The organism is Lysinibacillus sp. GJ-1, assembly GCF_021166035.1.
GTDB classification, from domain to species: domain Bacteria; phylum Bacillota; class Bacilli; order Bacillales_A; family Planococcaceae; genus Lysinibacillus; species Lysinibacillus sphaericus.
On record NZ_CP088912.1, the window covers coordinates 2,798,774 to 2,825,172 of the forward strand.

General features: G+C 36.8%; 22 protein-coding genes and 2 pseudogenes. 11 read left to right on the forward strand and 13 right to left on the reverse strand.

Annotation, left to right across the window (positions count from 1 at the left end):
- Positions 1 to 12 precede the first annotated feature (12 nt).
- From LO754_RS13870 to LO754_RS13890, 5 genes are all read right to left on the reverse strand, one after another.
- Entirely contained in the window at positions 13 to 819 is an 807-nt protein-coding gene (locus LO754_RS13870) for an ABC transporter permease (RefSeq protein ID WP_108030084.1), read from the reverse strand.
- Positions 819 to 1,760 carry an ABC transporter permease gene (locus LO754_RS13875; RefSeq protein WP_231784623.1) on the reverse strand — a complete coding sequence of 314 codons (942 nt, stop codon included), beginning with the start codon at positions 1,758 to 1,760 and terminating at the stop codon, positions 819 to 821. Before LO754_RS13875 ends, LO754_RS13870 begins: the two co-directional genes overlap by 1 nt.
- Before the next feature lie 4 nt (positions 1,761 to 1,764).
- On the reverse strand, positions 1,765 to 3,360 hold the full coding sequence (gene nikA / locus LO754_RS13880; protein ID WP_231784624.1) for a nickel ABC transporter substrate-binding protein: 1,596 nt from the start codon (positions 3,358 to 3,360) through the stop codon (positions 1,765 to 1,767).
- A gap of 170 nt (positions 3,361 to 3,530) precedes the next feature.
- The gene (locus tag LO754_RS13885; RefSeq protein ID WP_024361039.1) at positions 3,531 to 4,445 is read right to left on the reverse strand and encodes an S-layer homology domain-containing protein; all 915 of its coding nucleotides are present in this window, start codon (positions 4,443 to 4,445) and stop codon (positions 3,531 to 3,533) included.
- 156 nt (positions 4,446 to 4,601) lie between these two features.
- The gene (locus tag LO754_RS13890; protein ID WP_024361040.1) at positions 4,602 to 5,294 is read right to left on the reverse strand and encodes a YjjG family noncanonical pyrimidine nucleotidase; all 693 of its coding nucleotides are present in this window, start codon (positions 5,292 to 5,294) and stop codon (positions 4,602 to 4,604) included.
- Between the two features lie 394 nt (positions 5,295 to 5,688).
- Here LO754_RS13890 and yfkAB point away from each other — a divergent pair, with 394 nt between their 5' ends.
- Positions 5,689 to 6,801, forward strand: coding sequence for a radical SAM/CxCxxxxC motif protein YfkAB (gene yfkAB, locus LO754_RS13895; RefSeq protein ID WP_029747077.1), 1,113 nt, complete (start codon positions 5,689 to 5,691; stop codon positions 6,799 to 6,801).
- Positions 6,802 to 6,966: 165 nt separating this feature from the next.
- Here yfkAB and LO754_RS13900 read toward each other — a convergent pair whose 3' ends face one another.
- A complete protein-coding gene (locus LO754_RS13900; RefSeq protein ID WP_231784625.1) occupies positions 6,967 to 7,965 on the reverse strand; it encodes an LLM class flavin-dependent oxidoreductase in 999 nt (332 codons plus the stop codon).
- A gap of 75 nt (positions 7,966 to 8,040) precedes the next feature.
- The gene (locus LO754_RS13905; RefSeq protein ID WP_174412986.1) at positions 8,041 to 8,421 is read right to left on the reverse strand and encodes a hypothetical protein; all 381 of its coding nucleotides are present in this window, start codon (positions 8,419 to 8,421) and stop codon (positions 8,041 to 8,043) included.
- A 261-nt stretch (positions 8,422 to 8,682) separates the two neighbouring features.
- Here LO754_RS13905 and LO754_RS13910 point away from each other — a divergent pair, with 261 nt between their 5' ends.
- The 6 genes from LO754_RS13910 to LO754_RS13935 all read left to right on the forward strand — a co-directional run bounded on the left by LO754_RS13910 (position 8,683) and on the right by LO754_RS13935 (position 14,815).
- The gene (locus LO754_RS13910) at positions 8,683 to 9,450 is read left to right on the forward strand and encodes a TSUP family transporter (RefSeq protein ID WP_024361044.1); all 768 of its coding nucleotides are present in this window, start codon (positions 8,683 to 8,685) and stop codon (positions 9,448 to 9,450) included.
- Positions 9,451 to 9,569: 119 nt separating this feature from the next.
- Positions 9,570 to 10,088, forward strand: a complete 519-nt coding sequence (gene sigV, locus LO754_RS13915; RefSeq protein WP_231784626.1) for an RNA polymerase sigma factor SigV — start codon at positions 9,570 to 9,572, stop codon at positions 10,086 to 10,088.
- Positions 10,081 to 10,971 carry an anti-sigma-V factor RsiV gene (rsiV, locus tag LO754_RS13920; protein ID WP_231784627.1) on the forward strand — a complete coding sequence of 297 codons (891 nt, stop codon included), beginning with the start codon at positions 10,081 to 10,083 and terminating at the stop codon, positions 10,969 to 10,971. Before sigV ends, rsiV begins: the two co-directional genes overlap by 8 nt.
- 109 nt (positions 10,972 to 11,080) lie before the next feature.
- Positions 11,081 to 12,205 carry an endospore germination permease gene (locus tag LO754_RS13925; RefSeq protein WP_024361047.1) on the forward strand — a complete coding sequence of 375 codons (1,125 nt, stop codon included), beginning with the start codon at positions 11,081 to 11,083 and terminating at the stop codon, positions 12,203 to 12,205.
- The gene (locus tag LO754_RS13930; protein ID WP_231784628.1) at positions 12,205 to 13,662 is read left to right on the forward strand and encodes a spore germination protein; all 1,458 of its coding nucleotides are present in this window, start codon (positions 12,205 to 12,207) and stop codon (positions 13,660 to 13,662) included. The genes LO754_RS13925 and LO754_RS13930 overlap by 1 nt, the downstream gene beginning before the upstream one ends.
- The gene (locus LO754_RS13935; RefSeq protein ID WP_029747078.1) at positions 13,655 to 14,815 is read left to right on the forward strand and encodes a Ger(x)C family spore germination protein; all 1,161 of its coding nucleotides are present in this window, start codon (positions 13,655 to 13,657) and stop codon (positions 14,813 to 14,815) included. The genes LO754_RS13930 and LO754_RS13935 overlap by 8 nt, the downstream gene beginning before the upstream one ends.
- A gap of 72 nt (positions 14,816 to 14,887) precedes the next feature.
- Here the strand turns inward: LO754_RS13935 and LO754_RS23480 are convergent.
- Positions 14,888 to 16,638 (reverse strand): annotated as a pseudogene (locus LO754_RS23480) (ABC transporter ATP-binding protein).
- A 449-nt stretch (positions 16,639 to 17,087) separates the two neighbouring features.
- Between LO754_RS23480 and LO754_RS13950 the strand changes: the two are divergent.
- On the forward strand, positions 17,088 to 17,846 hold the full coding sequence (locus tag LO754_RS13950; protein WP_024361051.1) for a TerC family protein: 759 nt from the start codon (positions 17,088 to 17,090) through the stop codon (positions 17,844 to 17,846).
- Between the two features lie 279 nt (positions 17,847 to 18,125).
- Entirely contained in the window at positions 18,126 to 18,635 is a 510-nt protein-coding gene (locus LO754_RS13955) for a ferritin (RefSeq protein ID WP_025219855.1), read from the forward strand.
- A 49-nt stretch (positions 18,636 to 18,684) separates the two neighbouring features.
- On the opposite strand, the gene LO754_RS13960 is transcribed toward LO754_RS13955, so the two are convergent.
- The 4 genes from LO754_RS13960 to LO754_RS13975 form a co-directional block, all read right to left on the reverse strand.
- A complete protein-coding gene (locus tag LO754_RS13960; protein WP_024361053.1) occupies positions 18,685 to 19,872 on the reverse strand; it encodes an iron-containing alcohol dehydrogenase in 1,188 nt (395 codons plus the stop codon).
- 17 nt (positions 19,873 to 19,889) lie between these two features.
- Positions 19,890 to 20,735, reverse strand: coding sequence for an AhlS family quorum-quenching N-acyl homoserine lactonase (gene ahlS / locus LO754_RS13965; RefSeq protein WP_231784629.1), 846 nt, complete (start codon positions 20,733 to 20,735; stop codon positions 19,890 to 19,892).
- A 24-nt stretch (positions 20,736 to 20,759) separates the two neighbouring features.
- Positions 20,760 to 22,181 (reverse strand): aldehyde dehydrogenase family protein, encoded by a 1,422-nt coding sequence (locus LO754_RS13970; protein ID WP_231784630.1) that lies wholly within the window; start codon positions 22,179 to 22,181, stop codon positions 20,760 to 20,762.
- Positions 22,182 to 22,275: 94 nt separating this feature from the next.
- Entirely contained in the window at positions 22,276 to 23,280 is a 1,005-nt protein-coding gene (locus LO754_RS13975) for a LacI family DNA-binding transcriptional regulator (protein WP_231786331.1), read from the reverse strand.
- A gap of 182 nt (positions 23,281 to 23,462) precedes the next feature.
- On the opposite strand from LO754_RS13975, the gene LO754_RS13980 reads away from it, so the two are divergent.
- Together LO754_RS13980 and LO754_RS13985 are read left to right on the forward strand one after the other, a co-directional pair.
- Positions 23,463 to 23,684 (forward strand): hypothetical protein, encoded by a 222-nt coding sequence (locus LO754_RS13980; RefSeq protein WP_231784631.1) that lies wholly within the window; start codon positions 23,463 to 23,465, stop codon positions 23,682 to 23,684.
- 369 nt (positions 23,685 to 24,053) lie between these two features.
- Positions 24,054 to 24,221: pseudogene (locus LO754_RS13985) on the forward strand (IS5/IS1182 family transposase); the annotation flags it as partial.
- An 84-nt stretch (positions 24,222 to 24,305) separates the two neighbouring features.
- On the opposite strand, the gene LO754_RS13990 reads toward LO754_RS13985, so the two are convergent.
- Positions 24,306 to 26,393, reverse strand: coding sequence for an ankyrin repeat domain-containing protein (locus tag LO754_RS13990; protein WP_231784632.1), 2,088 nt, complete (start codon positions 26,391 to 26,393; stop codon positions 24,306 to 24,308).
- Positions 26,394 to 26,399 lie beyond the last annotated feature (6 nt).

The window sequence follows — 26,399 nt, forward strand, 5'->3', positions numbered from 1 at the left end:
ACGACCTCCCTTCTATATTGCTTTTGGATCCATTGCCTCTCGAAGTGCATCGCCAAACCAATTCAAAATCAAAACGGTGAATGAAATCATAATACCTGGTAGAAACATGAGCATCGGATGACTCATCAAATACGTTTTACTATCGCTAATCATCATGCCCCATTCCGCCATCGGTGCTGACACCCCTAAACCTAAAAATGACAACTCAGAAATAAGTAAAATCGTTGAGCCAAGACCAATTAATTTCAATAAAAAAATTTGTGGGAATACAAAAGGTACAATATGTCTTATCATAATTTTCCATTTTGGAACTCCTATTGTACGCGCATACTGTACATACGTACTTTCTTTTAATGACCGCACCATGTTGCGAATAATCCGTGCAAAGCCCACCCATGACACAAGCACAATGGCGATAAACATATTACGTATACCGCCACCAAGCGCTCCAACAATTACAAGTGCAAATACGAAATCAGGAATCGCTAGAAAAATGTCGCAAAGGCGCATTAACACTAAATCGATAATACCTCCAACATAACCAGCAAGCAGCCCGACAAACATGCTAATAAACAATGTTACGACAAGTACACTCAACGCGATGAAAAGAGATACTCGTGCCCCATATAATAAACGCGATAACACACAGCGCCCTAAATAATCGGTACCTAATGGATAGTCAGTAGAAAAACCTTGTAATTTCAATGCCATATTGGTCGCATAAGGATCATTTGGGGCAAGCCACGGTGCAAATATTGCCATGGCAATCAGCAATAACACAAGCACACTACTACTAATAAGCGCTATTTTCTTTTTCATTATGCTCCGTCTCCTTTTAACCTTACCCTTGGATCAACAAGTGCACACAATAGATCTGCAACAAAATTAAAGAAGATGTAAAGCCCACCAATCATTACGATAAAGCCTTGTAGCACAAAATAATCTCTAGCAAACATCGACTCTACAACAAATCGTCCTACTCCTGATATTGTAAAAACAATTTCAATAATAGCCGCTCCCCCAAGCAATCCACCACATGTCATAGCAAGCGAGGTAACGAGCTGTGGTAAAATCCCTTTCACAACATGCCTCCGTATAATGACCGACTCTTTCACACCGCGGGCTCTTGCAAAGACTACATGTGGTTTATTGATTTCTTCCAGCATGCTGGATCGAATGAGCCGAATGTAGTAAGGAATAAAACCGAGTGCAAGCGTTCCAGCAGGCAAAATGACATGTGCAAAACTACCCCACCCCATTAGAGGAAGCAATCCCCATTTTAATGCCACGATATAGACAAAAACAAAAGCAAGCCAGAAGCTCGGCATAGATGCGAGTGTAAAAATAAACGAACGACTAAGCCAATCGATAAACCCACCTCGCTTAGTAGCAGACCAAATACCAACCGTCAAACTAACCGTAACAATCATAATAAAGGCGGTTGCTGCAAGTGTCAGCGTGACATGAAAACGTTGCAAAAGTTCTGCTGTTGCTGACTTTTTCGACACAAATGATTCACCAAAATCCAACGTCATAGCATTCACCAACCAAGTACTATATTGCACGAGTAAGGGACGATTATAGCCCTCTTCCTCACGCATGGATGCAAGTGCTTCTTCTGATATTGGAATTTGATTCATTGTAAAATAGGCTTCCACTGGATCTACTGGAATAACACGAATTAACCCAAATGCTATAATGGTCATACCAAAAAACGCCAGTAACATACTACCCAATCGCTTCGCTAAAAATCGTCCCATCTACTTACTTCACCTCAAAGTTTTTTAGAGGGACTTCATACTGTTGCTTCGAGAATGACAAATTAGCTAACTCATTATTCGCAACTAAATAATTTGTACGGTACGATAACGGCATGAAAATGGCTTCCTCATGAATTGTTTGAAAAATGGACTCGTACAATGCTCGCCGTTGTCCTTCGTCTGTTGAACGAATTACTTTCCCTATATTCGCTGTCAGTTGCTCTGAAACGGCCAATCCTTTTTGTGCGTAATAACCGATTTGCTTGTCACCTGTCATTGTGCGTATATACATATGCGGATCATAGGGTACTCCCCATGTATCATTCATAATCAAGTTGTATTGACCTGTTTTACTACGCATTTTGAAAAGTTGATCTTCTTCTCCAATCAACTGGACTTCTACGCCTATTTCACGCCATGCACTTTGTAAATATTCGAAAATGGTCTTATGCACTTGGTCACCGCTGTTATACGGTATTACTAACGTTAATGTTTGCCCATTTTTTGTGCGGAATGTAGCACCGCTTTCTAACGCCCAGCCTGCATCCTCTAGCAGTTGTGTCGCTTTCTCTAAGTTGTAAGTATAATGTTCTAGTTTGATATCACTAAATGGAAAACCTGGTGCAAATAATGTATAGGCTTCTTGCTCTAAGCCGTTCAATACATAATCAATCATTGTTTGTCGGTCAAAGGCGTGTTGCAATGCTAGTCTTACATTTTTATCCTGCGTCACTCCATACGTAGTATTGAATGATAAAATTCTTGTAGAAGATGGCTCGGAAATCATTGTTTGATATTTTCCCGTTTTTTGTAACGCTTGGTATTCCGCAGGTGCAAGTTGCCCACTACCAAAAATTAAATCAATATCCCCTTTTTCTAGCGCCATCATTCGCGCTTGTGCATCAGGAATAATTTTGACGATTACTTTTTTTAACTTTGGTTTTTCTCCCCAATAATTTTCGTTTCGTGTAAACTCTGCAAAGCTTTCTTGCTGATAGTCAGTTAAAATCCACAGGCCTGAACCAATCGGCTTTGCTATCCCATCCTTTGTCGTGCCACTCTCTGGGAAACCACTATCTGCTAACATACGCAGTGGACGAATCAGTGATAATTCTTGCAAAAATGGATAATAAGGTTCTTTTAAATTGATTTTAACTTGTCGTTCATCCACTATTTCCACGTTATCAATAACAGCAACAACTTCTAGCCAGCTATGTGCAGCACTATTTTCGACAACGGTATCAATATTTCTTTTTACATTTTCTGCAGTTAGCTTCGAACCATCTGAATACATTACATCATCACGTAATGTAAAAGTATAACTTTTACCATCTGTAGCCATTTCCCACGACGTTGCGAGCGCCGGTTGTATTTTTCCATCTTCTCCATAGCTCACTAATGGATCATATAGCATGGCTTGTGCAAACAGTTCATTTGGAGCATACATATGTGGATTAACTTGACCTATATCTTTGACCCAAGACATGGTCAGTACACTTTTTGGGTTGCTACTTGTGCTTTGTTTTTTATCCTCTGAATTTCCGCATGCAGCTAATATACTCAATGCGAAGATAAGTAGGAAACTAGACAATTTTCTCATAATTTGTTCCCCTTTCTCAAATAGTAATGATTACTATTATCACTACAATTTGCAATTCTAATTGATTCTTAACTTTTTGTAAAGTACTTATACAATAAAAAACACCTTTTCTTCCAATAAAGGAGGAAAAGGTGTGAAGGCCGTGACAGGCACGCAAACAATTCTGACAATTATAATCTACCTGCAACTTGTAAAGTTACTGCTAGCATTTTCGCAAATTGACTTCGAGTTATATAGTCGTTTGGACGCAGTGTTGCACTATCGTCTAGCGCGCCAATCGCATAGAGTGTTTGCGTGTGACGCAGTAGCTCTCCTTGGAATGCACGACTATCTTCATAAGGTAATGTCGGTTCATCTTCATGCACAAAATCAACAGCATCCAATGTACGTCCGAGCATTAAAATTGCCTGTTGGCGTGTAATTTTGCCATTCGGATCAAAAATAGTTGGCGATTTGCCATTTATAATACCTAACGAATGCAAGGCACCTACATGACCAACGTACCACGATTTTTTTTGGTCTATATCTGTAAACTGTTTTGTTGGCATCTGCTGGAAGCTAAATGCACGAACGAGCAAGGCACTAAACTGTGCACGTGTTAAAGCATCGTTTACACCAAAATAATCAGGTGTGCGCCCTCGAATAATACCGCGCTCCGCCAAAGTTTGGATATAGCTACTACCTGTTGCTCTTGTTAGATCTCGAAAATAGATTTGTTCAGGGTGCACAAATTTCAGCTCTGCATTATTATGAATGGTTGCAACAACACGGTCCCCTTCATCTCGATAGGCAACAGGCTCTGTAATTCCCTTTTTAAACACTTGCTGTAGCACGCCAGTTTGACCATTTTTAAAAATGACAACCTCAAGCGGTTGACGATTATTGACAATATTCGCCTTGATGCTATAAACTCCATTTTTTTCAGTTGCAGAAATGGTCGCACCATAAGCGGAATATACTGTCATATTTTCCGTTTTCATATGTACGTAATTCGTCGGTTCGTCATAGGCAGATGCTTGCATCGGGCAAGCTATAGACGCCCCCAACAGTGTTATTAACATTGTTTTTTGAAAAATTCCTTTCATACTGGTCCTCCCTCGTTTTTCTATTACTATCATAATAGATTTAAATGTGTAAAAATATAGTATTTTTAGCACATACTCCTACCAATCGTCATTTTTAAGTAATAAAAACTTCGCTCACTATTATAACTGCTAATAGTTGAGCGAAGTTCCTTCATTTTATTCTTGATTTAATAACAAATGCAACTCGTGCAATTTTTTAATTTCATAATGAGGTTGAATATCCGTTGCATTGTTAATATTACGAATGTTAAACCAACACGTATCAATTCCTGCTAGCAAACCACCTTTAACATCCGATGTTAGCGAATCGCCAACAATCATGGTCTTGTCTTTATCTAATCCCTCGATACGCTCAAAAACATAATTGAAAAAAGCTGGCATCGGTTTCTGATAGCCTGTTTGCTCTGAAATAAAAATCCCTTTAAAGTACTTTGCTAAATCTGCATCAGCTAATCGTTTATTTTGCGTTTTCGTCTTACCATTCGAAACGACATATAAATCATAACTACCCGCAAGCTGTGCAATAAGCTCATAGGCGCCATCAACATAATGATGCGCTTCCTGCAAGTACTTTTGGAAACCTGCTTCAAAATATTCTCCGTCTACCTCTATACCAAATTCCTTTAACGCAATGGAGAAGCGAGTATTATGTAATGTATTTTTTGTTACTTCGCCTCGTTCAAAGGCACGCCACAAGGACTCATTAATTTCTTTATAGCGGGCAATCATCTCTGGTGTAGTAGCAATATTTTCTTGTTCAAACAAACGGTCTAGTGCTGCATTTTCAGCCAAATCAAAATCTAATAATGTATCATCTACATCAAATAATAGTATCTCATACTTATTCAAAACGATTTCCTACTTTCTTTGTTACGGTCTTACCGCCTTGCTTTCTTTATCATAACGTTTTTTTGGAAAAATAGTAAACTATACACTCAGTCATTTCTTTGCATCGGTGTATTTAAAGCAAACAGCCTTTTTACCGCTTCCTGTACTTCACTTAAAACATGGTTTGTATACTGTCAATCCATTTCCTTACCGCGCGTTAATATTTAGCCAATAAGTTCAACGTATTACATATAACCTCATAGAATTTTTTAGCGTTTTCTTATATGAACATTATTTCCTACAGAAAGATTAAAATACATTATTTACACGAAAAAAAGCTCTTTCATTAATTTCATATTTGAAAATAGTAGTGAATATGAGACAATAGAATGCTAGAAAGGAAGATGTACGAATTATGACGACCTTACAAACAATTACACCCCACTTTGATCCATGGGAAGCGTATTTAGATGTCGAACAACATGGGCACATGACCCTATCAAATATTGAATTTACAACAACAACTCTTTGCAATATGCGTTGTGCACACTGTGCAGTCGGCTATACATTGCAAAATAAAGATCCGCAAGCCTTGCCAATGGAGTTGATTACAAAGCGCCTGGATGAAATTCCACACTTAAAAACGCTTAGCATTACTGGTGGCGAACCGATGATGTCGAAGAAATCCGTGCAAAATTATGTACTCCCCCTATTAAAATACGCACACGCACGTGGGGTTCGTACACAAATTAACTCGAACTTAACCATTGAGCCAGAACGTTATTTACTCATTGCCCCTTATTTAGATGTTTTACATATTTCACATAACTGGGGTACGGTGGATGAATTCGTTGAAACAGGTTTTGCTATGATGGAGCGAAAACCAACTTATGAACAGCGTGCGGCTTTGTTCCAACGCATGATTGATAACTCCAAAATGCTTGCCGAACACGGCGTTATGGTCTCTGCTGAAACAATGCTCAACAAAAAAACATTGCCTTACCTAGAGCATATTCACAATCAAATTATCAACGAAATGCACTGTGCTCGTCACGAAGTACATCCGATGTATCCATCAGACTTTGCCAGCTCACTAAGTTCACTGTCTCTAGCGGAAACTCGCGCTGCTATTCATCATTTACTTGATGTGCGTGATGAAAATACTTGGATGTTATTTGGTACGCTACCGTTTTATCCATGTAGTACCGATGAGGAAGATCAAAAACTATTAAAACGTTTACGCGAGACGAAAAACGTGACAGTGCGTAATGATCCAGATGGTCGTTCTCGACTAAACGTTAATATTTTTACAGGCGATGTAATCGTTACAGACTTTGGCGATGCATCAGCGCTTGGCAATATTGCTCACGATAAACTACCTGCAATTTTCGATAAATGGATGGCGACAGATTTAGCCAAATCATTAAACTGCCACTGTCCCGCTGTAAAATGCTTAGGTCCGAACGTCTTAGTAAAAAATATGTACTATCAGCACACTACCTTTACGAGTGGCTCAGCAAAACTTTAAACACACAAAAATGTCCAATGCGCTTGAATGCATTGGACATTTTACTATAAATATTCTTTATATTGCGTTGATTTCTTGTTCTGTACTGGCGTGTTACGCTTTTTTGCAAAGAGCTCCTTGTTACAACCTATTTTCTGCAATTACCGTTACATTGTATTAAAAACATTATTGTGAAATCAATTCTTTTGCCAGCAGTTTATAACAATTTAAGCGACTTTCCTGTGCATATTGATTGCAGTTTAGCATTACTTCATCAAAGCCATATTGCTCCTGCTCAGCTACTAAAAATGCCGCAACATCCTTCGGTGTGCCAACAATGTTGGCTTTACGATTATTTTCAATCATCATTTTATCCATCTCGGTCAATGGATAGTCCTGCGCCTCTTCAGGCGACATCGCTTGGATAATTTGTCCCTTCATCAATTGAAGCCGCGTAATATCAATCGGTTTCGCTAAGTATTCTGCCTCCTCTAAAGTATCGGCAACCGTTGTCGCATAAGTAACGATAATTTGTGGTTTTTCCATATAATAAGAAGGTGTAAAGTACGATTTATACGTATCAAAAATATCTTTAGACATATTGCCAGTAAAGAACTGGGCATACGAATAACCTACACCACGTTGCCCTGCTTGCATGGCACTTTGACCGCTTGAGCCAAGCAACCACGCTTCTGGTAATTGACTGATAGTAGGTGATGCAACGACTTGATCATAGACTGATTCGCCAGTCTTTTGGTTATTCATCAGTTTTAAAATAGTATCGAGTTTATCATATTGTTCATCAAAATGCTGTCTGCGTCCCTCGGCAAGTGCATAAATCGATGCATGGTCTCCACCAGGTGCACGGCCAACACCAAAGTCAATGCGATTTGGTGCAAGTGCACTTAATGTTTTAAAAACTTCTGCCAACTTGTACGGCGAATAATGCATCATCATAACGCCACCAGTGCCAATACGTAAACGTTTTGTTTTCGCAGCTAAATATGCCGCTGTTATTTCAGGCGCTGAGCTTGCCAGTGATGCGCTATTATGATGTTCTGCCAACCACATACGATTGAAGCCTAGTTCTTCACCTAAAAGCGCTAATTGTTCTGTCCGCAAAAATGCCTGTTCAGCAGTATGACCTTTTGGTACAGGAATTTGATCTAAAATACTTAACTTCAATGAAAACACCCTCTCTGTCTGTATGCTCTCTTTACTACTGTAATATAGTAATTCTATTTTACAAAGTAAAAGCACTTACTGATAAGCGAGTTGTTTCATTTCCCATGTTTCATACACCATGCCAATAAGCGTTCCTTTTTGTTGGGAATCAAGGACTTTATCGTTAAATTTCATTGCGAAAAGCTTAAATTCGTTCGCTTCCTCATTCACAACAAATTGCAAAATAGCATGTCCCTTTTCCTCTAAAAACACAATGTCCCCTGAAAGTTCAACAACATGTTGACCCGTTTTCGCCTCATAATAGCGCCAATAGGGTTCTGTAAAAGCATAATTAAAAGCATCACGGACTTTCACATCGGTAAAGTCAACTAAATAGCCCTCTTTTACTGAATCGATGTACACATTATCGGTAACATCCTTTTTCGCATTGAACACATAACCTACAAGCACTCCCATAAATACAACACAAACAAAAACCCGAAAATGATTTCCTAAAGACAAATGTCATCACGTCCCCTTTACGCAAAAACATCATTTTCTTCATAATACATTAAAATAGTTGCATAAAGTAGAAAATTTTTGTATTTTGTAGTTTTTTTATATTTCTCTCACAATTGAACCATACTAAATGCGGTACTCAAATTTATTTCAAACTATTTACAGTCACTCTTTGTTCCGCTAATATCAGATTATTATTATAGAAAAGAGATGACGTTGGTGCCTTTTGATTTAGATTTGAATATTTTATTGATTCTTATTATTTTTGGCTTTTTGGCCGCATTCATTGACTCAGTAGTTGGTGGAGGCGGGCTTATTTCATTGCCTGCCCTCTTATTCGTAGGATTACCACCCTCTGCCGCTGTCGCAACCAATAAACTTGCTGGTACAATGGGCTCTCTAACAAGTACCATTACGTTTTACCGCTCTGGAAAATTAGACATCCGATCTGTCTACAAGCTATTTCCATTTGTTTTTATTGGCTCCATGGTCGGGGCATGGATTGTCCATTTAATCGATCCAAGTGTTTTAAAACCGTTAATGTTAATTATGCTAGCCGTTGTAGCCGTTTATACAATATTAAAAAAAGACTGGGGGGGCATTTCTACATATAATAAGCTAACACCTAAACGATATGCTGCTTTCATCCTTATTATTACTTTAATTGGTTTCTATGATGGTTTTTTAGGACCAGGTACAGGCTCATTCTTACTATTTGCTTTTCTAATAGTAGGCTTTGACTTTTTAAAATCAGCGGGCAATGCTAAATTTTTGAATTTTGGCAGTAACATTGCAGCACTTTTAATGTTTATCTACTTAGGGCAGATCCATTATACTTACGGCTTCGCTATGGGGCTTGCGCAAATTGCAGGTGCGATCGTTGGTTCAAAATTTGCTATTAAACGTGGGAGCAGTTATGTACGTAAGCTATTTATTGTCGTCACAATTTTATTACTACTGAAAAATACATACGACTATTTTTCATAAAATCCTTCTTACCTCTCACAGGAGGTAAGTTTTTTTTCTTTCTATCAACTTTTTCTCCACTTTCACACGTCTAGTAGTTGTATACAATTTGAAAATGTTAAAAAGGAGCTTCTTTGGACATGAAAACAAGAAATGCATTTCAACATGAAGAGGTGTTTGTCCAGTTAATTCGCGAACAGAAAGAACGATTTTATTTGCTAGCCTATAGCTATACGAAAAATGAGCAGGATGCACTCGATATAGTACAAGACAGCATTCAAAAAGCGATGCTTTCTCTCGATCGATTAGAGCATGTGGATTATATGAAAAGCTGGTTTTACAAAATCGTTGTAAGAACAGCAATAGATTTTTTGCGCAAACACAATCGCTTACAAGTAACAGACGACGACACACTACAATATTTAACACCTGCTCAAGAAGATATTTACGAAGACATCGACCTAGAGCACGCGTTAGAAGAATTACCCCAGATGTACCGTGAAGTAGTGATTTTGCATTACTTTGAGGATTTAAAGCTAGCTGATGTTGCCAGTATATTAGACATCAAGCTGAGCACAGTAAAATCACGCCTATATAAAGCATTAAAACTGTTAAAAATACAACTCCAAGATGGGAAGGGAGAAACCGCACATGGATAAAAAATTAAAAGATTTAAAAAAACAATATGAAGAAGTACCAATTCCAAAAGAGCTTGACTTTGTTGTGGAAAATGCATTAAAGCAAAGTAAAAAGAAGAAAAAAAATCGAACGCCACACTGGTTACTAGGAACAGCAGCAGCAGCTATGCTGTTTACCGCTAGCTTAAACGTTAGCCCTGCAATGGCACGTACGCTTTCGGAAATACCTGTTGTCGGAAGTGTTGTAAAAGTACTTACTTGGACTGAATACGAAGTGGCAGATGACACATATGAAGCGAATATTAAAGTTCCTTCTATTGAAAATTTAGAAAATCAAAAGCTTGCCAATACATTAAATGAAAAGTATCGTGCAGAAGGAAAAGCGCTTTACGATGAATTTATTGCAGATGTTGGAGATATAAAGGCGAATGGCGGTGGTCACTATGGCGTAGATAGCGGCTATGACATTAAAACAGATAACGGTCAAATTTTATCGATAGGACGTTATATCGTCAATACAGTTGGTTCCTCTTCAACAGTTATGCATTATGATACGATTGATAAACAAAATGAAATTTTAATCACGCTACCAATGTTATTTAAAGATGACAGCTATATTCGTATCATTAGTGACAATATTAAAGAACAAATGCGTGCACAAATTGCTGCATCGAACGAAGAAAAAGTCTATTGGGTCAAAGGTGCAGGCTTGCCTGATGAGGATTTAATGGATGATTTTAACGCTATTGACGCTGAACAACAATTCTATATTTCGGATAAAGGAAAGCTTGTCATTTCATTCGATAAATATGAAGTAGCACCTGGTTATATGGGCGTAGTAGAATTTGAAATTCCAACAGACGTACTGCAAAACAGTCTGGTAAGCAATCAATATATTCACTAAATAGCTGGCACTATCTCAAGTTTCATGAGATAGTGCCTTTTTATAACTTATAATCCTTCAACTTTTTGTCAATGCTAATATGTATCAAAACAGGTTAGAGGGTTTTTATATGAAAAGTGTCGGATCGATTAGTATTTTACATGTTGTCTTCCTAGCAATGACCGTTATTGGCTTAAAAAATCACGTAACAATTATGCCTCCATTATTAGAGGTTGCAAAAAGAGATAGCTGGTTATCCGTTATTTTCACTTTACTAATCATGTTTCCTTGGCTCTTTCTTTTAGTGTATATTCATAGAAAATCAAAACAAGAACCTTTAAAAGATTGGTTAAAACAAAAAATTGGAAAAGTCGGCTCGAATATCGTCATCTATACAATTGTGATTTTTCTTATTGTGATTGCAGCTTTTACAATGATTGAAACGTTACAGTGGATCAATACAACCTTTTTACCTAAAACACCAAAGTTAATTTTACTTGCGATTTATGTCACGCTTTGTATTTTGCTTGTCACAACTAGTTTACAAACAATTGTTATTGTCAATGTGTTCGTTTTATTAGCGGTCGTCGTATTTGGCTTTTTTGTCGCGTTTACCAATTTACAAGTGAAGGACCATGAGTTACTACGTCCTTTTTTAGAGCATGGTTTCCAACCAATTTTATCGGGGCTCATCTACCCCGCTTCCGGCTTTTCAGAATTAATAATATTTTTACTCATCCAACATCAAATTAAAGATCGTCTTCGTTGGCATCACTTTGCCATCATGCTAGTGATTCTAGCAGGGTTAACATTGGGACCTCTTATTGGTGCCATTACAGAATTTGGGCCCGCTGAAGCTGCTAAACAACGTTATCCTGCTTACGAAGAGTGGGGATTAGTAACTATAGGACGTTATGTAGAACATTTAGACTTTCTTTCTATTTATCAATGGCTTACAGGAACATTTATTCGTGTTGGATTTATTTTATACGTTGTAACGGACTTACTAGGCATGGTGGGAGACCACCAACGCATATGGAAAATGGTAGCACTTCCGTTCTTTTTCATATGCCTGCCACTAATATTATTAAATGAGCACATATTTCTAGAACTCAAAGGAAATTATATATTAACAGCTACGTTTATATTCTTTTTCTTACTATCCATTTTTTTAATGATTGTAGCTTTCATGTCAGGAAAAAAAGCAAACAAGTCTAAAGCCGATTACCAAGACACGGAAAGTGGTGACACCTGATGCCTTCAACAGAAAAGTCCTTAGATTTAAACCGCTTAAAGCAGTTATTTGAAAAATCTGCTGACGTTTATTTTCAAGAGTATGTATTTAAGCAGCATCGAGTACAATTCGTCATTTGTGAGGCAATGATTGATCAGCAACTACTCCATGACGTGATTGTAAGGCGCGTTCAATCTCTTTTTGATCATTTAACAGACACATCACTGCAAGATAACGTCGATACAAAGTTACACATCCCTAACTTAAAACAAGTAACAGAAGAATCAGATGCCATATCACTCGTATATACTGGTCACTTACTTCTTTATTTTGAATCCGATGAACTACTTTACGCAAGTAATATTGCCAAAAAGCCAAATCGTAATCCGGAAGAAACACGGATGGAAGTACTTGTTAAAGAGTATCGAGATAACTTTATTGAAGATATTTCCGTCAATATTGCGTTATTAAGAAAACGACTGCCGACGAATTCCTTATGTGTTGAAAAAATGGAATTGGGAAAACGTTCAAAAACAACGGTTGCCATACTTTATTTTGGTGACATCGCCAACATGGACATTTTAAATAGTATAAAAGTACAGCTACAATCCGTTGATACAGATATTGTCTTTAGCGGTGATTTGCTTATGGAACGTGTCAACAAAAATACGCGATTTTTCCCGAAAACGGATTATACAGGACGTCCAGATTTCGCGATTCAAGCATTGATTCGCGGACGTTTTCTTATTTTTGTAGATGGTGTAGCGTATGCGGTTATCACACCGGTTAATTTATTTTTACTATTAAAATCAGGCGAGGATAATGAATATCCGATTGTTTTTAGTTCTCTGGAACGTTTACTACGTATATCAGGTATTTTTATCGGTTTGCTCTTACCTGCTTTTTGGCTTGCCTTAACGACTTATCATCAAAATCAATTACCTTTACTGTTTTTAGCAACGGTTGTGCAAGGTCGAACAGGTTTACCTCTTCCCTCTTCATTGGAAATGCTATTAATGCTACTGATATTCGAGCTCTTTCGAGAAGCAGGTCTACGTTTACCATCTGTTATTGGCGGAACGATAAGTGTTGTTGGAGGTTTAATTATTGGTGATGCAGCCATACGTGCCGGTGTGACAAGCCCAGAAATGATCGTTATTATTGCTGTCTCTACCATCGCTTCCTTTACACTTGTAAATCAATCTCTCGTTACGACCATTAGTATTTTCCGTGTTGGTTTTATTTTGTTAAGCGGCTTCTTTGGGTTATTTGGCTTCTTTATATCCCTATACTTAACCCTTCTTTACTTATGTAATATAAGAATATTCGGTTATTCTTACATGCAAGTTGGCGGTGATTTAGACTGGCAAACCATTAAGAAAACACTTTTCCGTTTATCCCCTAAAGGTTACGCCAAACGCCCAAACTATATTGCTCCACAAGATCAAACACGTACGAGTGAGGATAAAAATGAATAAAAAAATACTCTGTATATTGGTAGTACTGACGACACTGCTGTCAGGTTGTTGGGATGTCACTGAACCACAAAGGATGTACTATATTCATGCACTTGGTATCGATTTTAAAGATGGTCATTATGAAACCTATATGCAAATTATTGACTTTGCCAATATAGCCAAATCAGAACAGCCTAATAATCCGCAAGCCCAACAAGCTGAAATTGGACAAGCCAAAGGTAAAACAATAGAAGATTCTTTTTTTGATTTATATCATTCCATTGATCAAAAAGCATTTTGGGGTCATATTACCTACATTATACTGTCAGAAGAAGTCATGAAAAGCAACAAAGTCAACCAAGTACTTGACTTTTTAACTCGTTATCGCGAAATGAGATACCAAATTTGGGTATATGGCACAAAAGAGCCACTCGATAAATTACTAGTCGTGACACCAATTAATAATAAAGCACTTACATTATCGAAACTCGGTGATCCATTAAATTCATTTAGACAAGAATCTTTTGTTACACCGATTAATGTTCGAAAATTGGCTATCGGTCTAAATGAGCCTAGTCATGAAGTGTACTTACCTCTCGTCTCAATTGATAAAGAATGGGAAACGTCGAAAGGACAGACTGAATCAATTGAAATAAAAGGTGTTGCCCTATTATCGAATGAAGGCTATAAAGGAACTCTCACACAAAATAAAGCTAACGGTGTCAAATGGATGACCAATGAAACAATGCGCAGTGAAATCACAGGGCAAATTGGTGAAGGTGAAAATTCCTATGTAACCGTTGCTTTAGAACATATAAAAGTTCATATTACACCTATCGTAAAAAACGAAAATGTACAATTTGATATTGAAATCAAATTGGAGGCAACCAGCGTTCTTGGTATTACCAAAAAAATCACTACTAAAGAAATTCAGAAAGAGATCGAAAAACAAGTGGAAAAAGAGGTAAGAGAAACGTTTAAGGAAGCTATAGCGTTGGACACAGATATTTACCGTTTATCTGAACAACTTTATCGAAAAAACGTTAAAACGTGGAAAAAATTAGAAAAAAACGGAAAAATAGAGTTAACTGAAGATTCTATACGCAATATTAAAGTAAATGTTTACAAAATAAATCCTGGCAGAGGATCTTATACTGAAACAATTAGAAAATAGTTGTCAAATCAAACAAAGGCATCGAATCATTTCGCATTCGATGCCCTTTTACTTTAGAATCTTATATTCTACTTAACATTCAATTGGTTGAATGGCTCTTTCACTATCGCCTTTGCGAAATTGAATATGATGAAGTTTCGCAAAAGTACCATCTTGTGCAACTAATTCCTCATACGTGCCGTCCTCTTCAATCCCGTTTTGTGTAACAACAAGCACACGGTCTGCGTTGCGGATGGTCGCAAGGCGGTGCGCAATAATAAGCGTTGTTCGATTTTCAGCAAGCTCTGCTAACGACTGTTGGATAATCATTTCCGTTTCGGTATCTAATGCAGAGGTTGCTTCATCTAAAATTAAAATCGGTGGATTTTTTAAGAACATACGAGCAATAGCAATACGTTGCTTTTGCCCGCCTGATAACTTTAAGCCACGCTCACCAATTTGTGTGTCATAACCATCTGGCAATTCAGCAATAAAGGACTCGAGATGGGCTCTTTTAGCAGCTTCCTGAACCTCTTCATCACTTGCTCCTAAACGTCCATATGCAATGTTTTCTCGAATTGTTCCTGTAAATAAAAAGACATCCTGTTGGACAATCCCGATTTGTGCACGAAGAGAGGCTTGAGTCATATCTCGCACATCCAAACCATCAATCGTTATAGCTCCCTGATGGACATCATAAAATCTCGGAATTAAAGAACATATGGTCGTTTTCCCGGCACCCGATGGTCCAACGAAGGCAATGGTTTGTCCTGCCCGTACATTAAATGAAATATCTTTTAAAACAGCTTTAGACGCATCATAATTAAAATCAACATTTTTAAATGAAATGTCCCCATATAAATGTGTTACTGGTTGTGCACCGTCTCGATCCTGAACCTCAGGCTCCTGCTCTAGCAACTCACGAAAACGTTTAAAACCCGCCATACCTTTTGGATAAAGCTCTAGCAAAGCACTAATTTTATCAATAGGTTTAATCAGAACATTCGTATACAAAACGAAGCTGACAAGTCCCCCATACGATAATTTCCCATTAAAGCTTAACCATGCGCCCACAACAAGGACTACTAACGTTAACAAACGAGTCATCATATAGATGCTTGAATGCGCCCCTGCCATAATTTTATACGCGTATAATTTTGCAGAACGGAAATAGCTATTTTGTTCCTTAAAACGCTCCATTTCAAATGCTTCATTTGTAAATGATTTCACAACACGTACACCAGACACACTATCCTCTACGCGACCGTTGACATCTGCAATTTTTCCGTACAACGTTTTCCATGCATTATTCATCTTGATGTTACTAACCGTAACAAGCCACATTAAAAATGGCACCATAATGGCTGCTATTAGCGCAAGTGTTGGATTGATATTAAACATAATGACGAAAGCGCCCAAAAATGTCATGATGGCAATGAATAAATCCTCTGGTCCATGGTGAGCAAACTCTCCTATATCAAATAAATCATTCGTAATTCGACTCATAATATCCTAGGTTTTTGTATTATCAAAAAACGGAATGATTGACGCTGCACATGATTAAACAGCTCCTGTCGCATATCGGTTTCGATATTAATGCCAAGTTTATGCCCTAGATAATTGACGATAAAGTTTAATACTGTACTAAGAGCATATACTAGTAATAGCATAATACTCACTTTAACAATCATGCCCCAATCTCCTGTAGGAAGAAGCTTGTCAATAAACCATTGTACAGCTAAAGGAAAAGCTAGCTCTAGTATTGCTACGACAATGGCACTGGAAAAATCGATAGCAAATAATCGTTTATGTGGTTTGTAGTATGAAAAAAACTTTTTATACATATAGGTCTCCCCTCTAAGGTGTTAAAAAATTTCACTTATCATCATATAGTACCACTCATGAGAAAAATTAGGAAAAAATTTAGTATACCACTACATTTTTATTTGCTTTTTGCGAACAACGTGCTATAATCCTTAGTAAGAAGAATTGAATAGCTTTTGACATTTTTGTCAAAGGGGAGTAGCTAGCAGATGTGAGCGATACATCTGATTTCACATTCGTCATTACATGGTAGCAGCCATCGGGTGTGATAGCAAACTCATCTAATGTCATACATAGATGAGTTCTGTACTAGAAATTATTGGTACAAATTATTATTTGGAGCTTCCAAATAATTGCTTAGCAAGACCTTTGCCTATTTTTTAGGCATGGGTCTTTTTCTTTTGCCTAAAATAAACAATAGGAAAGAGCAAATTATTCATTTCTGTCCACAACAAAGGAGGAAACAAATTTGGAAGCGATTTTATTAGAATACGCTTGGGTACTTGTCGTATTAATTGTACTAGAAGGACTATTAGCGGCAGATAACGCGGTCGTGATGGCCGTTATGGTAAAACATTTACCAAAAGCACAACAACAAAAGGCACTATTATACGGATTAGTTGGTGCATTCGTTTTCCGTTTTGCCGCACTATTCTTAATTACAACACTCGTAAACTTCTGGCAAATTCAGGCATTAGGTGCTGCCTACTTGTTATTTATGTCAATTAAACATATTTACGATTCGCGGAAAGCCGCCGGAGAATCAGATGAAATTAAAGAACCTAAAAAACAATCTGGTTTCTGGATGACGGTTATTAAAGTAGAGCTTGCAGACATCGCCTTTGCGGTAGATTCCATTTTAGCTGCAGTGGCAATCGCTGTTACATTGCCGCATTTAGGTAATTTCGATGTCGGTGGTATTAATGCAGGACAATTCGGTGTTATGTTCCTTGGTGGTCTTATCGGGGTTGTTATGATGCGATTTGCGGCACGCTGGTTCGTACGTGTACTAGAAAAATTCCCGTCACTTGAAACAGCCGCATTCTTAATCGTTGGTTGGGTTGGCGTAAAGTTAGCAGTTTTAACGTTAGCACATGAAAAATTAGGCTTTATTCCTCACGAATTCCCACATTCAACAATGTGGAAAGCGACATTCTGGATTGTGTTACTTGCGATTGCGCTAATTGGCTACTTAGTAGGTATCAAAAACCAAAAGAAAGAAGCATAATAGATCATTCGCCTAGACTCAACGTCTGGGCGAATTTTTTTTCCAAATACGGTCGGCATCTTATACTAGCTTCGTGGCGATTCGTTCTGGTTTCGTGGTAATTTGCGTTCATTTCGTGGCGATTCTTCAATTTTTAAAAAGCTAAATCTTCTAATTGAGAACGAATATCAATTTAATTTTGCAGTATTTATGACGAAAAAATCTTTTTCTGTATGATGACCCTCTTTCGCTATATACTATGAGAAGTAGAAGGTATTTACTGCAAAGGGAGGAACTACTATGTTATCAGAAAAACTACACACAGCACTTAACGAACAAATGAATTTTGAATTTTACTCCGCGCATGCCTATATGGCAATGGCCGCATTTTGCACAGATCAAGATTACGATGGGTTTGCCAATTTCTTTTTAGTGCAAGCGGAAGAAGAACGTTTCCATGCAATGAAATTTTATAACTTTTTAAGTGATATGGGCTATCGTGCAACAATCCATGGTTTTGACAGTCCAGAAAATCATTTCAACTCTATTTTGCATGCCTTTAAAACAGCTTTGTCACATGAAAAAGAAGTGACACGTCGTATCTACAACTTATCTGATATTGCATTAGATGAACGTGAACACGCCACAATGGCATTTTTAAAATGGTTTATCGATGAGCAAGTAGAAGAAGAATCAACGTTCGATACATTAATTCGTAAAATTGAACGCATTGAAAATGATTCAAATGCTATCTTTATGCTTGATGCGGAGTTAGCTACACGGACATTTACACCTGGTGCTGAAGCTTAATAAATAATGAAGGGCTGTATCAATTGATAAGGCCCTTTTCATTTATTATCTACAATGTTTGTCGTTTCGGTTCGCGAATTTCCCCATCAAATGCTGCACGATAAATAGCCAAAATATCTTCTCGATTTAAGGGCATCGGGCTTCTTGCTAAAATTCTAGTCTGTTTCGTAGCATCATCCGTTAATTGTTCAAGTGCTAATTCCGGTATGGCAAACCCTTTCAAAGTTGAAGGAATATTTACATCCTTTACTAGTTGCTGTAATGCAACTACACATTTAAAGGAAGCATCTTCTTGCGATAAATAACTAGATGACAGCCCCATTGCATCTAAAATATCCTTCATGCGTTTTTCGCAACTTTGACGAATATAGCCCATAACGTATGGTAATAATACAGCGTTTGAATCTCCATGTGCAATATGATACTGACCACCAAGAGGATAAGCCAAAGCATGCACCCCTGCTACACCTGCATTAAAAAATGCTAAGCCTGCTAAATAACTTCCATAACTCATATCTGAGCGCGCTTGCTTATTCTTGCCGTCATGTACGGCTGTACGAATTGAACTACTAATTAATTTAATCGCTTGAAGTGCAAGACCATCTGTCACTTCATTTGCATTAATTGAAACATATGCTTCAATTGCGTGGGTTAACGCGTCAACACCCGTAGCAGCCGTTACCTTTGCTGGCAAAGAAATTGTTAATTCCGGATCTACAATGGCTACATCAGCTAGTAAATAATCATGTGTCACGACATCCTTTGTCGTTTTTAACGATAAAACCGAAATATTTGTGACTTCCGACCCTGTACCTGAAGTTGTCGGAATTAGAATTTTGGGAAGCCCTTTATTTTCAAGTATTTTTGTACCTGTTAAATTTAAATAGTCAGCGACTTTGCCGTCATGAGTAGCTAATACGGCAGCTAGCTTTGCTAAATCTAACGCACTTCCACCACCTAATCCAATAACTAAATCAAATTGATGCTTTCTTGTATAGTCTACCAGTTGTTCCCCAATTGCAAGAGGTGGCTCTGGAGCAATATCAGTATAAAGGGTCGTACGATAACCATTTTCTTGTAAAGGTTTATTAATATGGTCCACTATACCTAACTCTTTTAACAACGGGTCCGTTACGATTAATATATTCTTTGCTTCAAATTTTTGCACTTCTACAAGTAAATGCTGTAGACTCCCCCAACCTATATAGTTTGTAGGAGTAAAGGTAAGTTTACTCATGTTCGTTCTACTCCCATCTATTCATAATAGCCTTCTGTTGATTTTCTAAATGATTTAAACTGCACGGGGTCATGGCAGAACCATACTTGCGAATTTGTTTCATTTGCTAATCTTCGAATTCGTTCAACTGTTGAGTTATAACCTACTGAATCATAGATAATACCAGGAGGCTTAACCGGTGGTCCAAAGCTTTCAGCTGTGTAAATAGCATCTGACGCTAAAATGATTCCCCCTGTTTCTGGCATATTAATATGCAAACCTAGCATACCCCAAGCATGCCCACTACCAAAATTCAATATATTGATACCTTCTGCCAGTTTCACATTATCTTCACCACGTTTGATTAGGCGCCACTGTAAGTTGTTTTTAATCCACATATCTATATCACCCCAAACATACGCACCATCCTTAACATTTCTCGCGTATGTTTGTAACGTTCCATTAAATTCATCTTCCTGCACAATGATTGTTGCATTTGTAAAAAGTTCTAAACAACCTGCATGATCTAAATGAAGATGTGAAGCAACTACATATTTAATATCCTCAGGGCGAACATTTAATTCTTCTAATCGATGATGTAAATAGCATTCTTCTGGCATATTAATAGGGAATGCTTTTTGTGTAAATTCACCCCACCTTCCTTCGGGTCCCATTGAGTTTGGATTACATGCTGTATCAAATAAAATTTTTCCTTCTGGATGATCAATTAAAACTGTATAAACCGGAAATTCAACAAATTCATTTGGTTGATTCGGGTGGTCAATCGTTGCAGGATTATGCATTGCAATCATATAGTTTTTATCCATGCGCATCGTTCCATTATCCATAACAAATAGTTTAGCGTGCTTGTTTATCATCTTCATTTTACAAACATCCCCATTTCATGATTAGTTGTTATTCCAAATAACTAGTTTCATTTCAGTCATTTCTTCGATTGCATATTTAATACCTTCCTTACCTGTTCCACTGTCTTTTACTCCTCCATATGGCATATGATCAACTCGGTATGTAGGCACATCATTTATAATGACACCACCTACATGTAATTTTTTCGATGCCTTAAATGCTGTTTCTATAGATGAAGTAAAGATGCCAGCTTGTAGACCATAATTCGAATCATTTATTGCTTCGATTGCTTCATCTATTGTGGACACAGTGTTAATGATAACGACAGGCGCGAAAATCTCTTCACAGGAAACGCGGCTGTGAGATGGTACATTATAAAGGACAGTAGGTAATAAAATATTGTTTTCAATCCGACCTCCAGTAATAATTTGTGCACCTTCATTGACTGCCTCTTGAATCCAAGCATATGCACGTTGTTGTTCAGTTTCTGAAATCATTGTTGTTAAATCTGTTGTTGGATCAAGCGGATCCCCTATCTTTAGTTGGGTAATTTTCTCTGTAAACTGTTTTAAAAATGAATCAAGAACATTGTCCAGAACATAAATACGTTGCAAGGAAATACAAACTTGACCTTGATTTGAAAACGCTCCCATTACTATACGATCCATTATGTTTTCTAATGGAACACCTTCATCGACAATTACTCCCGCATTAGAGCCAAGTTCTAACGTTACCTTTTTCAATCCGGCTCGATTACGAAGAGAAATACCGACTGCTGGACTGCCTGTAAATGTAATCATTTTCACTTGAGGATGTGCTAAAAATGTATCCCCGATGAGTTTTCCAGAGCCCGTAACTAAATTAAAAGCACCTGCAGGTAAGTCTGTTTGCGCAAGTAATTTTGCTAAAAAATGTGCAGATAGTGCCGTTTGTGTTGCCGGTTTTAAGACAATTGTGTTTCCTGCCGCTAATGCTGTGCCGACTTTATGTGCGACAAGATTTTGAGGGAAATTAAATGGCGTAATTGCCGCTATAACGCCAATCGGTTCCCTCAACGTATAAGCAAAGCGTCCTTCTCCACCTTTTGAAGCATCCATCGGAATCAATTCACCTGCAAGGCGCTTCGCTTCTTCAGCGGCAAACTTATATGTTTCAATTGTTCGGTCTATTTCTGCAACTGCATACTTTAGTGGCTTAGCGGATTCTAACGAAATAATAGTAGCTGCTTCTTCTCGATGCTTAGCAAATAAATTCGATAATTGTTCCAAAATTTGAGCTCTCTGAATTGCTGTTAACATTGCCATCTTTGAGGTAGCTGCATGTGCGCACTCAATTGCTTGTTGCACATCGATCTCAGTTGCTATCGCAAACTGACCAATTAATTCTTTTGAATACGGGGCATAAACATCTAAATATTCATCCGTCATACGCCACTCGCCATTCAACATTAAATGTTTCTTCAAGTCCTCACTCCCTTTTAATGGTTACGTATTCATTTCTGAAAATAAAGAAATGAATACGTAACCATTCTAGTATAAAAAAATAAACTGACACTCATCAGTTCATTTTTTTACCTGTTGTGTTTCTTGGGAAAAGTTTAACAGATTCAGTTTGCTGGATGCAAGCACTTTTTTTCTCCATTACATCAAATAATTTCTCAATCGCTAAAAACCCTAAATTTTTTTCCGATTTGATGCCAACTGTCGTCAAGGAAATAGAACGATGTTTACTCAGTTCTACATTATCAATTCCAATTACATTAAAATCGTTAGGGATATTGAATCCTTGTTCTAAACATTGGTTGAGTATTTCAATGGCAATAGCATCTGTTGCAGCGCAAATTGCTGTCGGTCTTGGAGATAGCAACAATAGTTCTTCAAACACTCGTTTTATATCACCTTTGCTCGTATTTGTAAAAAATGTCGGTACTGTATTTATATCTATGCTCGCCTCAACCAACGCCTTTTTAAAACCCTCATATCTTCCAAAAAAAGTACTCATTTCATGTGGCCCCCCTATCCAACAAAGGTCCGTATGTCCTAAAGTCACTAGATGATTAGTCGCTAAATAACCTGCTTCTATATTATCTATTTCTACAAAATGTCTATTTTCTTGATGCTTACGATTAAACATAATAAAAGGTATCTCCAGTTTTTCAAGCTTATAAAATAATGGATCCGTATACCTTATAGATGATAAAATAATTGCATCCACTTTTGTTTCTAACACGGAATTATAAATAGTCTCTAGATTATCTTCCGTTCCAAAATACACGTTTACCTTATAGCCTCTAGCATTTGCATAATTTACAATTTCGGTTGTTGTATCGACAAAAAATGGATTATGCAACGGTCCAGAAATTAAAGTAATTATTCCTGTCTTTTGTTGTACAAGTGATCTTGCAATATCGTTTGGGACATAATTCAATTGTTCAATGGCCTCCATCACCTTTTTTAATGTTTTCGGTTTCACGAGTTCTGGAGTATTTAACACTCGTGAAACCGTTGTCTGTGAAACACCGGCATACTTTGCTACATCTTTAGAAGAAACCAAAAAAACCACCCATTTCATCTTTCTATGCCTATTTTATACCATCAAAAGGATAATGTTAATAGCATTAAACTAGTTAAGGTATAAGCACAATCAAAGTTATCCCTTTTATCTGCACTATAACCTATAAAAAACTGAACGCTTATGCAGGAATAGATATAATACGATAGGGCAATACGCAATATAGAGATCGTATGAATAAACGAGGAAACAAGCATTTACGGAAAATTTTATATTTCATGGTGTGTGCCATGCTTAGGGCACAAGGAAAACCGAATCATTTTGTGGACTATTATTATAAATTAAAAAAGCAACCTCAGAGGAAGCCTCATAAGATTGCAAATGTCGCCTGCATCAATAAGTTTTCTGAAAGTGACATTTCAGTTACTGACGCGTGGCATTCTTTACGATTATGAGTCCGCACTACCAGCTTAGAAATCGTAATCACCCATATAAAACTATAACATAATGACCTTTCAAAAAAATAAAAATCGCCAAGTCATTTGGCGTATCCAAAAATGAGTGTGAAGTGATGAGAGATGTCCCTCACCACTTCACACTCATAAAAATATAAATTAATCTTTAAATATGGTTGACTAATCGTAAGAAAGAGGCTGGGACAAAACCCTCCTCTGAAAACTAATAAGCCGTTTAAATTTTACGACGAGTAAAATTTAAACGGCTTAGATCATTTTTACATAAAAATAAGAACCACTTCTGATAAATCAATCAATTAGTTTTCCTTTTAGATTTAGAAGTGAAGTTACAAAAGAATGATATTGCCTGACGTGGAACCCGTTTTTGGATTCTTGAAAGCTAATTTGCGTTTCACTCGATTTTCTGTACGAAGAAAATCGAAGGTTGATAACGAGATGGGTCTCGCATTAATGGCGAATTTAAGAAAATTCACAGCCATTTGCATAGAACTATATGGAGACAACATAAAAAAATAGAGAAATCAGAATTTGAAATCATTCAAATTCGGATTTCTCACTAATTGAAGCAGTTATGTCCCAGCCCCTTTTTTCTACAAGCTGCTAATCCTTTGGATAATAATAATAGAAATTAGCATCTGCATAAGTAAGAAACCCTAACTCTTCATTCGGTTTTAAATTTAATATTTGTTCCGTGCCTTCAAGATAAAATAATGCGTTCCCATCATCCATGACAAATGGTTTTCCCAAATCTTTATACCAATTTTCATTTAGATGTTTAGGATAAAAATCAAACGTAATTTCTTCAATTTTATTGCTCCCTGTATAAGTACAATATTGTGTCTCTATATTTTTTCCAGTGCTATCTTTCAAGTAATAAAAATTGCAGTCAATTTCACCATTTATAGAAGTAAATTCTTGCCTTTTAGCTGGGTTCCCTAACTTATTCACTACATCTTTTCTAGAATTCCCTAAAGTAATCCCACTTACCATGTAAACATTTTTTTGTTTATCATATTTAATGACAAATTTACCTTGTTCAAATAATTCTACCAATGATTTATTATATTTTTCAGCAACGGTTTGCGCTGATTCCCCATTACTATTGACTGAATCAATATTCACTTTATTCTTTATCAGTTCTTCAACAATTTTTTTATCCCCATTTACAATAGCTACATATAAGGGTGATTGTCCTTGTCCATTCAGTCCATTTACATTTGTCCCCTTGTTTATTAATGCTGTTAGAAAAGCCGCATTATCTTTTTTCTGATTAAGGAGAACATGGATTGCATTATTTCCTCGTTTATCAACCTGATTCACATTTAGTCCTTTGTCTATAAATAGTTGCACTATCTCATTATTTTCAGTAAGAATAGCCATTTCGTATGTATTTTGGCCATTTTTATTCTCCTTATTTAAATCAATAGCCAGGTTCAGTAATTCTTTGATAAATGCTGTATCTTTTAACTGTTGTAGCAAGGCTACTTGAACAATATTATTCCCTTCATTATCCACATCTTGTAGATTTACTTTTACATCATGGATAAGGTAGTCAATTATTTCTGGATTTCCTGTCTCCATGGCAGTATATAAAACCGAATGTCCCATTTCATTCTTAACATCCATATCCACTTTGAAATGATGTAACTCTTTTAGTATTTCCATTTGTTCATTGTCGACCGCAAGATGAGCAAGCGTATTCTTTTCTTGTCCAACTGTAATACTCACCATTCCTTTATTCATTAGCGAAATAGCCAACTTTTTATTTGGTAATTTAATGGCTTCGCTTATTGAATTTTCGCCATCCCTATTGACAAAATTAGCATTTGCCCCATTTTCAATCAAAAAATTTATCTCATTCCTACTTTGATGTTTGACTGCCTCAATTAAAGCATTATCCTTATCTTTTAACAAAAGATAATTATCCCATGAAAAGGTAAACTTTGTTATAAAGCCAAATGTACCAATAACGATAAGTAATAAAAGGCTAACAACCACCGAGCTATATGTAAAAATTTTCCTTACCTTTTTCTTAGTTTCTTCACGTTGACGTTCTTTTTCCAGTTGTTCTTTCTTTTGATTCTCTTCTAATTGTTTTTCATATAACTGAATCTGTTCATTAATCGTTTCTTCATTACTATAAATGGAAATAATATGATTTTTTTCTTTTTTACAACGCTGACACGCTTCCATATTCTCTAAGTTGAGACGCCCACATACACATACCCATTTATCATTTAATAGTTGTGAATAATACTTTGCATCATTTCCTTCATGCGCTTTTACATAAGCTAATTGCCTCGGATTATGTATTTCTTTTAATTCTACTTTCTCTAGCTCTGTTTCAGCTTTAGTCCATGTAGTTTCGTCACTAAAAAGTACTTTCTCAATGACAATCTCCACTTTTCTGGCATGTAAAAAATTATCTAATGAAATTCTTTCATTCGTATCAAATGCTTGGCTAAGGCCTATTGAATCGGGAAAATGAAATTTATGTTCAAAACAATTTGATACCGAACCAGTAGGCTCACCAAATTGGTCAAAACAATAGATAGTCGCATTAAAACCTTTGAACGTTTTTTCAGAGATATTATTAAATCGAAATGAACAATAAACGTTACCCGTTTTTTTACTTCTATATAGCTGATACTCAAGCAATTCAATTGGACAATTTATATCAACTAGCATTCTGCT

Coding starts and splice junctions, on each gene's coding strand:
- LO754_RS13870 (WP_108030084.1), bottom strand. CDS start 819: ATGAAAAAGAAAATAGCGCTTATTAGTAGTAGTGTGCTTGTGTTATTG.
- LO754_RS13875 (WP_231784623.1), bottom strand. CDS start 1,760: ATGGGACGATTTTTAGCGAAGCGATTGGGTAGTATGTTACTGGCGTTT.
- nikA (WP_231784624.1), bottom strand. CDS start 3,360: ATGAGAAAATTGTCTAGTTTCCTACTTATCTTCGCATTGAGTATATTA.
- LO754_RS13885 (WP_024361039.1), bottom strand. CDS start 4,445: ATGAAAGGAATTTTTCAAAAAACAATGTTAATAACACTGTTGGGGGCG.
- yfkAB (WP_029747077.1), top strand. CDS start 5,689: ATGACGACCTTACAAACAATTACACCCCACTTTGATCCATGGGAAGCG.
- LO754_RS13905 (WP_174412986.1), bottom strand. CDS start 8,421: ATGGGAGTGCTTGTAGGTTATGTGTTCAATGCGAAAAAGGATGTTACC.
- sigV (WP_231784626.1), top strand. CDS start 9,570: ATGAAAACAAGAAATGCATTTCAACATGAAGAGGTGTTTGTCCAGTTA.
- rsiV (WP_231784627.1), top strand. CDS start 10,081: ATGGATAAAAAATTAAAAGATTTAAAAAAACAATATGAAGAAGTACCA.
- LO754_RS13925 (WP_024361047.1), top strand. CDS start 11,081: ATGAAAAGTGTCGGATCGATTAGTATTTTACATGTTGTCTTCCTAGCA.
- LO754_RS13930 (WP_231784628.1), top strand. CDS start 12,205: ATGCCTTCAACAGAAAAGTCCTTAGATTTAAACCGCTTAAAGCAGTTA.
- LO754_RS13935 (WP_029747078.1), top strand. CDS start 13,655: ATGAATAAAAAAATACTCTGTATATTGGTAGTACTGACGACACTGCTG.
- LO754_RS13955 (WP_025219855.1), top strand. CDS start 18,126: ATGTTATCAGAAAAACTACACACAGCACTTAACGAACAAATGAATTTT.
- LO754_RS13960 (WP_024361053.1), bottom strand. CDS start 19,872: ATGAGTAAACTTACCTTTACTCCTACAAACTATATAGGTTGGGGGAGT.
- ahlS (WP_231784629.1), bottom strand. CDS start 20,735: ATGAAGATGATAAACAAGCACGCTAAACTATTTGTTATGGATAATGGA.
- LO754_RS13980 (WP_231784631.1), top strand. CDS start 23,463: ATGAATAAACGAGGAAACAAGCATTTACGGAAAATTTTATATTTCATG.
- LO754_RS13990 (WP_231784632.1), bottom strand. CDS start 26,393: ATGCTAGTTGATATAAATTGTCCAATTGAATTGCTTGAGTATCAGCTA.